Source organism: Limnohabitans sp. JirII-29 (assembly GCF_003063395.1).
Classification (GTDB): Bacteria; Pseudomonadota; Gammaproteobacteria; order Burkholderiales; family Burkholderiaceae_C; genus Limnohabitans.
In genome coordinates this window covers 165128-177393 of the sequence record NZ_NESB01000005.1, presented here as the reverse complement: position 1 = coordinate 177393, position 12266 = coordinate 165128, and the positions used below count along the sequence as shown (strand labels likewise).

At 53.8% G+C, this 12266-nt stretch carries 12 protein-coding genes and 1 tRNA gene; all 13 read left to right on the top strand.

The window, feature by feature from the left end; all coding sequences use genetic code 11:
• Positions 1 to 235 precede the first annotated feature (235 nt).
• The 13 genes from aceA to B9Z39_RS10095 all read left to right on the top strand — a co-directional run bounded on the left by aceA (position 236) and on the right by B9Z39_RS10095 (position 12266).
• Positions 236 to 1567, top strand: coding sequence for an isocitrate lyase (gene aceA / locus B9Z39_RS10155; protein WP_100144255.1), 1332 nt, complete (start codon positions 236 to 238; stop codon positions 1565 to 1567).
• 176 nt (positions 1568 to 1743) lie between these two features.
• Positions 1744 to 2199, top strand: coding sequence for a bacterioferritin (locus tag B9Z39_RS10150; RefSeq protein ID WP_108301680.1), 456 nt, complete (start codon positions 1744 to 1746; stop codon positions 2197 to 2199).
• A gap of 81 nt (positions 2200 to 2280) precedes the next feature.
• Complete coding sequence (gene thrS, locus B9Z39_RS10145; protein ID WP_100144257.1) at positions 2281 to 4188, top strand: threonine--tRNA ligase; 1908 nt, start codon at positions 2281 to 2283, stop codon at positions 4186 to 4188.
• Positions 4189 to 4255: 67 nt separating this feature from the next.
• Complete coding sequence (gene infC, locus B9Z39_RS10140; protein WP_100144259.1) at positions 4256 to 4864, top strand: translation initiation factor IF-3; 609 nt, start codon at positions 4256 to 4258, stop codon at positions 4862 to 4864.
• 87 nt (positions 4865 to 4951) lie between these two features.
• Positions 4952 to 5155, top strand: a complete 204-nt coding sequence (gene rpmI, locus B9Z39_RS10135; RefSeq protein WP_100144261.1) for a 50S ribosomal protein L35 — start codon at positions 4952 to 4954, stop codon at positions 5153 to 5155.
• A 26-nt stretch (positions 5156 to 5181) separates the two neighbouring features.
• Positions 5182 to 5541, top strand: coding sequence for a 50S ribosomal protein L20 (rplT, locus tag B9Z39_RS10130; protein ID WP_100144263.1), 360 nt, complete (start codon positions 5182 to 5184; stop codon positions 5539 to 5541).
• A gap of 120 nt (positions 5542 to 5661) precedes the next feature.
• Positions 5662 to 6714 carry a phenylalanine--tRNA ligase subunit alpha gene (gene pheS / locus B9Z39_RS10125; protein WP_100144265.1) on the top strand — a complete coding sequence of 351 codons (1053 nt, stop codon included), beginning with the start codon at positions 5662 to 5664 and terminating at the stop codon, positions 6712 to 6714.
• Between the two features lie 25 nt (positions 6715 to 6739).
• A complete protein-coding gene (gene pheT / locus B9Z39_RS10120) occupies positions 6740 to 9166 on the top strand; it encodes a phenylalanine--tRNA ligase subunit beta (RefSeq protein WP_108301628.1) in 2427 nt (808 codons plus the stop codon).
• Between the two features lie 26 nt (positions 9167 to 9192).
• A complete protein-coding gene (locus B9Z39_RS10115; RefSeq protein ID WP_100144269.1) occupies positions 9193 to 9528 on the top strand; it encodes an integration host factor subunit alpha in 336 nt (111 codons plus the stop codon).
• Between the two features lie 113 nt (positions 9529 to 9641).
• Positions 9642 to 10109: a MerR family transcriptional regulator gene (locus B9Z39_RS10110; RefSeq protein ID WP_108301627.1), complete on the top strand. Its 468-nt coding sequence runs from the start codon at positions 9642 to 9644 to the stop codon at positions 10107 to 10109.
• A 22-nt stretch (positions 10110 to 10131) separates the two neighbouring features.
• Positions 10132 to 10208 (top strand) — tRNA-Pro (locus tag B9Z39_RS10105).
• A 164-nt stretch (positions 10209 to 10372) separates the two neighbouring features.
• Positions 10373 to 11416 carry a type IV pilus twitching motility protein PilT gene (locus tag B9Z39_RS10100; protein WP_108301626.1) on the top strand — a complete coding sequence of 348 codons (1044 nt, stop codon included), beginning with the start codon at positions 10373 to 10375 and terminating at the stop codon, positions 11414 to 11416.
• A gap of 25 nt (positions 11417 to 11441) precedes the next feature.
• On the top strand, positions 11442 to 12266 hold the full coding sequence (locus tag B9Z39_RS10095) for a GGDEF domain-containing protein (protein ID WP_108301625.1): 825 nt from the start codon (positions 11442 to 11444) through the stop codon (positions 12264 to 12266).

The window sequence follows — 12266 nt, the reverse complement described above, 5'->3', positions numbered from 1 at the left end:
TTAATACGAAATTTGAAATTGCTGCAATGCAATATTTTTTCTTGATATGAGAAATCACTTTTTGCATTGAGGAATATTAAATGCAAGTTGTTGTTTTTAATAGATAAAAATAAATTCTTCTATAAGACACAAGAGGTGTTTCAAGTCTTATACAAGACTTATAGTCAATGCACGGGTGGTCGAGCAAAACATGCCGATTCACCGTGAATTTGTTAACAACCCTCTGGAGTGAACCATGCCTCAATCTCTGAATGAACAGCTCAGCCGTGAACAACAAATTGCCGCTCTTGAAAAAGACTGGGCGACCAACCCACGCTGGAAAGGCGTCAAGCGTGGTTACAGCGCAACTGATGTGGTGCGCTTGCGTGGCAGCGTTCAAATCGAAAATACGCTGGCCAAGCGCGGTGCTGAAAAATTGTGGCGTTTGGTCAACGGCGAAGCGAAGAAGGGTTATGTGAATTCTTTTGGCGCGATCTCTGCTGGCCAGGCCATGCAACAGGCCAAAGCCGGTTTGGAAGCTGTGTATTTGTCGGGTTGGCAGGTGGCTGCTGATGGCAACACCTCGGAAACCATGTATCCCGACCAGTCGCTGTATGCCTACGACTCCGTGCCCACCATGGTGCGTCGCATCAACAACACATTCAAGCGCGCTGATGAAATCCAATGGGGCCGGGGCATTGAACCCGGTAGCAAAGAGTTCGTGGACTTTTTCTTGCCCATCGTGGCCGACGCTGAAGCTGGTTTCGGTGGCGTTTTAAACGCATTTGAACTGATGAAAAACATGATCACTGCGGGGGCGGCGGGTGTGCACTTTGAAGACCAGTTGGCAGCGGTCAAGAAATGCGGGCACATGGGCGGCAAAGTGTTGGTGCCAACGCAAGAAGCTTGTGAAAAGTTGATTTCGGCACGTTTCGCCGCTGATGTCATGGGCGTACCTACCATCGTGCTGGCCCGTACCGATGCTGAAGCTGCTAACTTGATCACTTCTGACCACGACGCCAACGACAAACCTTTCTTGACAGGCGAGCGTACGCAAGAAGGCTTCTATCGCGTCAAAAATGGTCTGGAACAAGCCATTAGCCGTGGCGTGGCTTATGCGCCGTATGCCGACTTGGTGTGGTGCGAGACAGGTGTGCCAGACATTGGCTTTGCCCGTGAATTTGCGCAAGCGGTACATGCAGCATGCCCTGGCAAGTTGTTGTCATACAACTGCTCGCCATCGTTCAATTGGAAGAAGAATTTGAACGACAAGCAAATCGCTTCTTTCCAAGAGGACTTGTCTGCATTGGGCTATAAATACCAGTTCATCACTTTGGCGGGTATCCACATCAACTGGTTCAATACCTTCAAGTTTGCCAACGCATATGCCCAAGGTGAGGGCATGAAACACTATGTGGAAATGGTGCAAGAGCCTGAATTTGCAGCCCGTGACAAGGGTTACACCTTCGTGTCACATCAGCAAGAGGTGGGCGCAGGCTACTTCGACGACGTGACCACGGTGATCCAGGGGGGCTCATCTTCTGTGAAGGCTTTGACCGGCTCTACAGAGGAAGAGCAGTTCCATTGAGCTCATCAACGGGATGGCGTTTGTCTGCCATCTTGGTCCGATAAGAAAAAGCCACCTTTCGGGGTGGCTTTTTGATGTGCGCACTTGATGTGATGACATTTGGTCTTAGCGGGTTGAAAATGCCATGTACTTTTTGCAAACGGTCTATTTAGATGCTTGTTTTTAAGGAGGTCGCCATGGATAACGCTCAAAGCAAAGCCGGAATTGATGCGCTGAATCGGATCATGGAGTTGGAGTTAGCCGGTGTGGTCAAGTACACCCATTATTCGCTCATGGTTTACGGCTACAACCGTATTCCTATTGTCTCTTGGCTCAAAGCCAATGCCGATGAAAGCTTGGCTCATGCCCACAAAGCAGGGGAGTTGGTGGCCTTGCTAGGGGGGCATCCCTCTCTAAAAATCGGGACACTTTTGGAAACGGAAAAGCATGACATTGGAGATATCCTGCGGGAAAGCCTTGAACACGAAAAGGCAGCCCTGGCTGCCTACTACGACCTGTTGAAAATGGCAGAGGGTCATTCGGTGTTGCTCGAGGAATACGCCCGTGAAATGATCGTTCAAGAAGAGTTGCACTTGGATGAGGTAAATAAGATGTTGCGCCGCCCAGGCGATACCCGTGCGTTCACGCCCTGATGGGCGGCGTAAAATCCAACTCCAGCGTTTAGACCCAATTCCAAGCGCGGCCTGTGCCGCGCTTTTTTACTTTTCAGACACATGGTTCAGATTACTCTTCCCGATGGTTCGCAACGTGAGTTCCCAGGTCCAGTGACCGTGGCCGAAGTGGCTGCTTCGATCGGTTCTGGTTTGGCCAAGGCAGCATTGGCGGGCAAGGTCGATGGCAAAGTGGTGGATACCAGCTACACCATGAACGGCAATGCCAGCTTGGCCATCATCACCGCCAAAGACGCCGAAGGCTTAGAGGTGATCCGTCACTCGACAGCGCATTTGCTGGCTTATGCGGTCAAGGAGTTGTTTCCTGAGGCCCAAGTCACCATCGGCCCAGTGATCGAGAACGGATTTTTCTACGACTTTTCGTACAGCCGCAGTTTCACGCCGGAAGATTTGGTGGCCATTGAAAAGCGCATGACCGAGTTGTCCAACAAAGATGAGCCCGTCGTGCGTCGTGTGTTGCCACGCGATGAGGCGGTTGCCTATTTCAAAGGGATCGGCGAGCACTACAAGGCAGAGATCATTGCGAGCATTCCGTCCAACGAGGATGTGAGCTTGTACCGCGAAGGCAATTTTGAAGACCTCTGCCGTGGACCTCATGTGCCCAGCACCGGCAAGCTCAAACACTTCAAGCTCATGAAGGTGGCCGGTGCTTATTGGCGCGGTGACCACCGCAATGAAATGCTGCAACGCATTTATGGCACGGCTTGGAGCAGCAAAGACGACTTGCAGCTCTACCTCAAGCAGTTGGAAGAGGCTGAAAAACGTGACCACCGCAAACTGGGCCGCGAGTTGGATTTGTTCCATATCGATGAACACGCGCCGGGCTTGGTGTTTTGGCACCCCAAAGGCTGGACCGTGTGGCAGACCATTGAGCAGTACATGCGTCGGGTCTACCGTGACAACGGGTACTTAGAGGTCAAAGGCCCTCAAATCATTGATAAGTCGTTGTGGGAAAAAACAGGTCACTGGGATAAATACCGTGACAACATGTTCACCACCGAGAGCGAAAAGCGCGACTATGCGTTAAAGCCCATGAACTGCCCTGGGCACATCTTGATTTTCAAGCAAGGCATCAAAAGTTATCGCGACTTGCCTCTGCGTTACGGTGAGTTCGGTCAATGTCATCGCAACGAGCCATCGGGTGGTTTGCACGGCATCATGCGCGTGCGTGGTTTCACACAAGACGATGGCCACATCTTCTGCACTGAAGATCAAATCTTGCCCGAATGCGACACCTTCACCAAAGTGCTCAAAAAAGTTTATGAAGACTTTGGGTTCACCGACATTTTGTACAAAGTCTCTACCCGTCCTGAAGCGCGTATCGGGTCGGACGACTTGTGGGACAAGGCTGAAAAGGCGTTGATGGACAGCCTACGTCACTCAGGTTGTGAGTTTGTGATCTCTGAAGGCGATGGCGCTTTTTACGGTCCCAAAATTGAATACACCCTCAAAGATGCGATTGGCCGTGAGTGGCAATGCGGCACGATTCAGGTGGACTTCAACCTGTCTGAGCGTCTGGATGCTGAGTACGTCGCTGAAGATGGCTCGCGCCAACGCCCCGTGATCTTGCACCGCGCCATTGTGGGCAGCATGGAGCGATTCATTGGTATCTTGATCGAGCAACATGCCGGCGCACTGCCTGCCTGGCTGGCGCCAGTTCAAGTTTCCGTGCTCAATATCACCGATTCGCAGGCTGAATATGCCCAAGAAGTTGCGAAAACGCTGCGAAATCAAGGGCTTAGGGTCGATTTAGACCTGCGCAATGAGAAAATCACGTATAAAATACGAGAGCATTCAATGCAAAAGCTTCCTTACATCTTGGTCGTAGGCGATAAAGAGAAGGAAGCTGGTGCCGTCGCAGTGCGCGCCCGAGGCAATCAAGACCTCGGTGTGATGTCTCTCCAAGCGTTCTCTCAAAAGATCGCCTCAGACATCGCTCTCAAAAGCTGATTTCACCTAGAAATTGCCAAGAGTTGTGCGTCGCACACGTGTGTCGGTTTGTTTTTGATTTTTAAGGATAGTCACCATCGCTACAGAATTTCGCGATCGCCGCCAGCGCGAGGAACGCAAACACCGCCTCAACCGGGAAATCATGGCCCCGGAAGTCCGTCTCTCCGGTCCTGACAACGAGCCCCTGGGCATTGTGAGCTTGGCTGAAGCCTTGCGCATGGCCGGTGAGATCGATGTTGACTTGGTTGAAATTGCTGCCACAGCAGTTCCGCCTGTCTGTCGATTGATGGACTACGGTAAGTTCAAGTACCAAGAGCAAAAGAAGGCGGCGGAAGCCAAGTCCAAGCAAAAAGTTATCGAGGTGAAGGAAATCAAATTCCGACCTGGTACCGATGATGGTGACTACAACATCAAGATGCGCAACATCAAGCGCTTCTTGGATGACGGTGACAAATGCAAGATCACATTGCGCTTTCGGGGCCGTGAGATCACGCACCAAGAAATCGGTATGGCGCTGTTACAGCGTATCCGTGATGAGTTGGCGGACCTGATCGTGGTTGAACAGTTCCCCAAACTTGAAGGGCGTCAAATGATCATGATGATCGCGCCTGGCAAGAAGAAATCGGGTGGCGCCGCCAAACCCGCCGCAGAAGCTGCTTCGGCAGATGCTGCGTAAATTGGTGGTGAATTAGTGTCTCGGGGCTAACAAGACTGCGCATCGGTGCGCAGGCGCCTCACGAGCACAAATAATAGGAGCATTCACATGCCCAAAATGAAGACCAAAAGCAGCGCTAAAAAGCGCTTCCGCGTTCGTCCAGGTGGCACCGTCAAGCGCGGTCAAGCCTTCAAACGTCACATCTTGACCAAGAAGACCACCAAGAACAAGCGTCACCTCCGCGGCTCAGTGGCTGTGCATGAGACCAACATGGGTCACATGGCACAAATGCTGCCAAAGACTGGCCTGTAATTAACTGACGAACAAGGAGAAAAAATATGCCTCGCGTTAAACGTGGTGTTACGGCCCGTGCCCGTCACAAAAAAGTTCTGGCTTTAGCCAAAGGTTTCCGCGGTCGCCGCGGTAATGTCTTCCGCATCGCTAAACAAGCGGTGATGAAGGCTGGTCAATACGCCTACCGTGACCGCCGCACTAAAAAGCGTGTGTTCCGTCAGTTGTGGATTGCCCGTATCAACGCCGCTGCACGTCAGTGTGGTTTGACTTACAGCCAGTTTGCCAACGGCCTGAAAAAGGCTGCGATCGAAATCGACCGCAAGATGTTGGCCGATTTGGCCGTGCACGACATGGCTGCTTTCAGCCACATCGTGGACCAAGTCAAAGCCAAGCTGGCTGCTTGATGCCCGCTGAGGTCACGTTGCGGCTGAGCGCTTTCGCAACACCGTAACGTACCCACCAGCCAAGGGATTGAAGCTGCAACCAGCTTCAATCCCTTTTTTGTTTTTTACCTCCGAATTCCTATGAACGAGTTGGACTCTTTGGTCACCAGCGCACAGGCCTTGTTTGCACAAAGCGCCACCCCGGCCGATCTTGAAAACGCCAAGGCCCAGTTTTTGGGTAAATCAGGCCGCATCACCGAGTTGATGAAGGGCATGGCTGCCTTGAGCGTGGAAGAAAAAAAGTCGCGCGGTGCGGTCATCAACGTTGCCAAGCAAGCCATTGAGGCAGCGTTGAACGCACGCCGTCAAGCCTTGGCCGATGCCGAACTCCAGACCCAACTCAAAGCCGAAGCCCTTGACGTCACCTTGCCTGGACGCACGCGCACAGCAGGTGGTTTGCACCCTGTGTCATTGACGCTTGAGCGCATCGAAGCCATTTTTGGTTCGATGGGTTTTGATGTGGCTCAGGGCCCAGAGATCGAAACCGACTGGTTCAACTTCACCGCACTCAACACACCGCAAGATCATCCGGCACGCTCCATGCACGACACCTTCTATGTCGAAGGTGGCAGCCCTGAGGCCCCGAACTTGTTGCGCACCCATACCAGTCCGATGCAAATCCGCCATGCGGTGCAACATGTCAAGCGTTACCAAGCCTTGATGGATGCGGGGCAGGTCATGCCTGAAATCCGAGTCATTGCACCCGGTCGCACTTACCGTGTCGACAGTGACGCCACCCATTCACCCATGTTCCATCAATGCGAAGGTCTGTGGGTGGGCGAGAACGTGAGCTTCAAAGATCTCAAAGTTGTCTTCACCGACTTCTACCGCACCTTCTTCGAAACCGATGACTTGGTGCTGCGTTTCCGCCCCAGCTTTTTCCCATTCACCGAACCCAGCGCTGAGGTCGACATTCAGTTCGCCAGCGGGCCATTGGCCGGGCGTTGGCTGGAGGTCGCTGGCTCTGGCGAAGTCCATCCCAATGTCATTCGCAATATGGGTCTCGATCCCGAGCGCTACATTGGCTTTGCCTTTGGCATGGGCACCGATCGCTTGACCATGCTGCGTTACGGCGTCAGCGACTTGCGCCTGTTCTTTGATGGCGACATTCGCTTCTTGAGCCAGTTCCAGTAATTCGCCCACCGACACGAGATTCACCATGCAATTCCCCGAATCCTGGTTGCGCGAATTCTGCAACCCTTATCTCACAACCCAACAGCTGGCCGACACCTTGACCATGGCAGGTCTCGAGGTGGAAGACCTTCAACCCGTGGCGCCGCCTTTCAACGGCATCGTGGTGGGTGAAATCAAAGAAGCCGTCCAACACCCCGATGCCGACCGCTTGCGCGTGTGCCAAGTTGACGTGGGGCAAGGCAGCTTGCTCAACATCGTGTGCGGTGCACCCAACGCGCGCGTGGGTATCAAAATTCCATGTGCCATGGTCGGCGCCGAGCTGCCCCCAGGCGAGGATGGCAAACCCTTCAAAATCAAAGTGGGCAAACTGCGCGGCGTGGAAAGCCAAGGCATGTTGTGCTCCGCCAAAGAACTCAAAATTGCCGACGACCATGGTGGTTTGTTGGAGTTGCCTGCTGACGCGCCCTTGGGGCAAAACATCCGCGAATACCTCCAGCTCGATGACACACTGCTCACTCTCAAGCTCACGCCCAATTTGGCGCATTGCTTGAGTGTCTACGGCATTGCACGCGAACTCTCTGCGTTGACTGGTGCGCCTTTGAAAGCACCGAGTTTTCCAGCCGTCTCCGTGAGCAACCACGATCAATTGCCTGTCAAGATCAGTGCGCCCGATTTGTGTGGTCGCTTCTCCGGTCGTGTGGTGCGTGGCGTCAACACGCAAGCCCAAACGCCTGCATGGATGGTCGATCGTCTGGCCCGTTGTGGCCAACGCAGCGTCAGCCCCTTGGTCGACATCTCGAACTACGTGATGTTTGAGTTGGGCCGTCCCTCGCATATTTTTGACCTCGACAAAATCCACGGAGGTCTCGACGTGCGGTGGGGCAAAGTGGGCGAATCGCTCAAACTCTTGAACGGCAACACCGTCACGCTCGACGACAAGGTAGGCGTCATTGCCGACGACACCCAAGTCGAATCGCTCGCAGGCATCATGGGTGGCGACGCCACTGCCGTGAGCGACAGCACGCAAAACATTTACATCGAAGCGGCCTTCTGGTGGCCCTCGGCCATCACCGGCCGTTCACGTCGCTTCAACTTCAGCACTGACGCTGGGCATCGCTTCGAACGCGGTGTGGATCCGCAGCTGACCGTCGAGCACATCGAGCGCATCACCCAACTGGTGATCGACATTTGCGGTACACCTCAGACCACCGTAGGTCCAGTGATCGACCAACAAATCAATATGCCTGCTGCTCAAGAGGTCACCCTGCGTGTGGCACGTGCGGCCAAAGTCATTGGCATGCCTTTGACGCAACAACGCGTGGTCGACGCCTTGCGCGGTTTAGGATTGCCCGTGACCGAGGGCGATGGGGTGGTGACTGTGCAAGCGCCGTCTTACCGCTTTGACTTGCAGATCGAAGAAGACTTGATCGAAGAAGTTGCACGCATGGTCGGTTACAACAACTTGCCCACCACACCGCCACTCGCCCCCATCACCGCCAAAGTGCGCCTAGAGTCGCAACGCAGTCCGCATGCCGTGCGCCGTCAATTGGCCGCTTTGGGTTACCAAGAGACCATCAACTTCAGCTTTGTCGAAGAGCGCTGGGAGCATGAACTCGCAGGCAACCCCAACCCCATCAAACTGCTCAACCCGATCGCCAGTCAGATGAGCGTCATGCGCTCATCTTTGTTGGGATCTTTGCTCAACGTTGTCAAGTTCAACGTCGACCGCAAGGCCAACCGCGTGCGCGTGTTTGAGCTGGGCCGCGTGTTCAAAAAAGATCCGTCCGTCAAAGACACAGACACCACAGTGCAAGGTTTTGACCAGCCCATGCACGTTGCAGGCGTGGTGTTCGGCAGCGTTAATCCCGCGCAATGGGGCAGCAAAGAGCAGGGCGTTGATTTTTTCGATGTCAAAGCCGATGTGCAAGCGTTGTTGGCGCCTGCGCAGCCTGAGTTTGAAGCGGCTGAACATCCGGCCATGCATCCTGGGCGTTGTGCCAAGGTGTTGCTCCATGGCGTGGTCGTGGGCCATGTTGGCGAACTCCACCCACGCTGGCGACAAAGTTGGGACTTGGCCCAGGCGCCAGTGATGTTCGAGCTCCAGCTTGATGCTGTTCTCAACCGTCAAGTGCCTGTGGCCAGTCCTGTGGCACGCTTTCCTGCGGTGGAGCGTGACATTGCCGTGATCGTCAAAGAAAGCGTCACACACGCCGCTCTCATGGCCGCAGTGCATGCTGCCCCCACACAAGGCTTGTTGCGTCATGCGGTTCTGTTTGATGTGTACCGGCCCAAGACCGACAACGCAGGTATGGCGTTAGACGAGAAAAGTCTGGCCGTTCGTTTGACGCTCAACAGCGACGAAGCCACCCTGAATGAAGCCCAAATTGAAGGTGTTGTTCAGGCCATCGTCACCCAGTTGACCACCCAGCTGGCTGCACGCCTGCGCGCTTGATGCGTCACGATTTACAGTAAGACCCCATGGAACTTTCCTTCGAGAGCCTCGAATCCCCCGCGCTGACCAAAGCCCAGCTGGCTGATTTGCTGTTTGAGCAAATCGGGCTCAACAAGCGCGAGTCCAAAGACATGATCGATGCATTCTTTGACCTTATTGCGCAAAGCCTGGTCGAGGGGACCGACGTGAAAATTTCCAGCTTTGGCAATTTTCAAATTCGTACCAAGGCACCGCGACCTGGTCGCAACCCTCGTACAGGGGAAGCCATCCCGATTGAAGCGCGACGAGCTGTGACCTTTCACGCCAGCCACAAACTCAAAGAGCAAATTCAGGGCGACGGCCAGGGAAAATTAGAAGCCTAAATTCCACAGTGTGGCGTTGAGTCAACTTTTTTATTTGGCAAACGACAAAAATAGGCAACGCGGAGGCAATCTTCGTGTAACCTCTGCGCTCCCGTTTACAAGCCCCTGATTTCATGGAGAAATCCCTCCTTCCTTCTATCCCAGCCAAACGCTACTTCACCATTGGTGAAGTGAGCGATTTGTGTGGCGTCAAGCCGCACGTGCTGCGCTATTGGGAGCAGGAATTCACCCAACTGCGCCCCATGAAACGGCGTGGCAACCGCCGCTACTACCAGCACCATGAGGTGCTGATGATTCGCCGCATTCGAGATCTTTTGTACGACCAGGGTTTCACCATCAGTGGCGCACGCAACAAGTTACAAGAACTGGTGCAGTCTGAGCGTGAGCGTCGTCGCCTCGCAAGCGACTCAGTGGATGACACGAGCTTGCCAGACGAAGACGGCTTGGATTTAGAAACGGTGGATGGTGAGGTGTCTGATGAACAAGAGTTGGCATCACCTTTTCATGTGGACGATCAGGCCATGCATATTCTTCGCAAAGAGTTACTGCAAATTCGCGAACTGCTCTCTGAGACGGTCTGAGTCGCGTTATAATTTATGTCTTCGGCGTGTAGCGCAGCCTGGTAGCGCACTTGCATGGGGTGCAAGGGGTCGCGAGTTCGAATCCCGCCACGCCGACCAAAACGACCAAGGGTTAGCAGCTTTTCGCTGCTAACCCTTTTGTCTTTTTGATTTGCACTCAGCCACAACGCAACGCTCGGTCAATTGGCATCCTGAGTGTTTGATTCGTCTATGCTGTCTTCATTCATTGGCTTGTTGAACGCTCAGTGAGAAGAAGGGGTGTTATGAATATTCAACATTTGTTGGCCCAAAGCGTGGCGCAACGCGCCTCTGACTTGCACCTGTCTGCGGGTTTGACACCGATCATTCGCGTCGATGGTGATTTACAAAAACTGTCTGACCACACGCTCAGCGATGCTGACATTCGTGAAGCGGTCTACAGCATCATGACCGTCCACCAACGTGAGCACTTTGAGCGCGAGTTGGAGTGTGATTTCTCTTTTGAAGTGACTGGCCTGTCACGCTTTCGCGTCAATGCGTTTCACCAAACACGCGGTGCAGCGGTGGCGTTTCGTGCCATCCCGGCAGGTATTCCCAGCCTGGACGATTTGCACGCTCCTGCGGTATTTTCTGAGTTTGTCCGTCGTCCACGTGGGCTGGTGTTGGTGACAGGGCCGACCGGTTCTGGCAAGTCCACCACTTTGGCGGCCATGATTCACAGTCTCAACCAGTCAGACCCCAAACACATCTTGACCATTGAAGACCCGGTTGAGTTTCTGCATACGCCCAACACCTGTTTGATCAACCAACGCGAGGTGGGCGGGCAGACCCTGAGCTTTTCCAACGCCCTGCGTGCGGCGATGCGCGAAGACCCCAACGTGATCCTGGTGGGCGAAATGCGCGACCTTGAAACCGTTCGTTTGGCCATCACCGCCGCCGAGACTGGCCATTTGGTGTTGGGCACCGTCCATACCTCGGGGGCAGCCAAAACCATCGATCGACTGATTGATGTGTTTCCAGCAGAGGAAAAAGAGATGGTCCGCAGCATGCTCTCGGAGTCGCTAGAGGCCGTGATCTCTCAAGTTTTGTGCAAACGCAAAGACGGCAAGGGGCGCGTGGCTGCATTTGAAATCATGGTGGGCACTTCTGGGGTGCGCAATTTGATTCGTGAGGGCAAAGTGGCGCAAATGTACTCAGCCATTCAGACTGGCAGCGCGGCAGGCATGCAAACTTTGGATCAAAGCTTGGCGCAACTGGTCAAGCAAGGCGTCATTGAAATTTCCGAAGCACGGGTCAAAGCCAAGTTCGCTGAAAACTTCATGCGCTGAACAAGTCGTCCAGACCTGTACCTCTATGCCCGATTTGTTCACCTTTTTTTATGGCGCATCTTTGCTGCTGCAGATTTTGGCTGCCGTGGTCGCACTGGATTTGTATGTGCATTCCAGCCAATACCGTTGGGGTTGGTTGTTGCTGGCTTTGGGGCTCGTGGCCTTGACATTTCGCCGTGCCTTGATGCTCTGGACCTTGGACGGCCACCAAAGCGTCACAGGCGTGGAAGCGTTGATTTTTTCCATGATCGCCAGTGCGCATTTTTTAGGCATTGTGCTGATTCGCAATGTGGTCATCAGCCTGGAGCTGGCCAACCGAGAGTTGAAAAGAATTTCACAAACCGACTCACTGACTGGGGCCTTCAGTCGTGCCGAGGCATTCAATCGCGCACGGCTGGAGATTTCACGCAGCCAACGCCACCATTTGCCATTGAGCATTGTCATTGTGGATATTGACCATTTCAAACGCGTCAACGATGACTATGGCCATGATGTGGGTGATCTGGTGCTGCAAGGTTTGGTCAAGACCTGCCAAGTCCAGTTGCGAAAAATTGACACCCTGGGTCGCGTCGGTGGAGAGGAGTTCATGCTGGTGCTGCCCGAGACCGATGAAGACCAGGCCCATGAGGTGTGTGATCGTTTGCGCACAGCCGTTGAAAGCAAAGAATTTTTCCTGCCCTCTGACGAAGTGATCCACATCACCATCAGCCTAGGCATTGCCACGTACCACCCCCAGCAGGTGCGCGTTGACGATGAGTCAGCGCTGGTCCATGTCTTGTGTCAACACGCCGATGCTGCCATGTACCAAGCCAAAAAGGCGGGCCGAAACCAAGTGGCCATCTGGCATTAG

Excerpts from the sequence above, each read along its gene's own strand:
- aceA (WP_100144255.1), top strand. The coding sequence starts at position 236 with ATGCCTCAATCTCTGAATGAACAGCTCAGCCGTGAACAACAAATTGCC.
- B9Z39_RS10150 (WP_108301680.1), top strand. The coding sequence starts at position 1,744 with ATGGATAACGCTCAAAGCAAAGCCGGAATTGATGCGCTGAATCGGATC.
- thrS (WP_100144257.1), top strand. The coding sequence starts at position 2,281 with ATGGTTCAGATTACTCTTCCCGATGGTTCGCAACGTGAGTTCCCAGGT.
- rpmI (WP_100144261.1), top strand. The coding sequence starts at position 4,952 with ATGCCCAAAATGAAGACCAAAAGCAGCGCTAAAAAGCGCTTCCGCGTT.
- rplT (WP_100144263.1), top strand. The coding sequence starts at position 5,182 with ATGCCTCGCGTTAAACGTGGTGTTACGGCCCGTGCCCGTCACAAAAAA.
- pheS (WP_100144265.1), top strand. The coding sequence starts at position 5,662 with ATGAACGAGTTGGACTCTTTGGTCACCAGCGCACAGGCCTTGTTTGCA.
- pheT (WP_108301628.1), top strand. The coding sequence starts at position 6,740 with ATGCAATTCCCCGAATCCTGGTTGCGCGAATTCTGCAACCCTTATCTC.
- B9Z39_RS10115 (WP_100144269.1), top strand. The coding sequence starts at position 9,193 with ATGGAACTTTCCTTCGAGAGCCTCGAATCCCCCGCGCTGACCAAAGCC.
- B9Z39_RS10110 (WP_108301627.1), top strand. The coding sequence starts at position 9,642 with ATGGAGAAATCCCTCCTTCCTTCTATCCCAGCCAAACGCTACTTCACC.
- B9Z39_RS10100 (WP_108301626.1), top strand. The coding sequence starts at position 10,373 with ATGAATATTCAACATTTGTTGGCCCAAAGCGTGGCGCAACGCGCCTCT.
- B9Z39_RS10095 (WP_108301625.1), top strand. The coding sequence starts at position 11,442 with ATGCCCGATTTGTTCACCTTTTTTTATGGCGCATCTTTGCTGCTGCAG.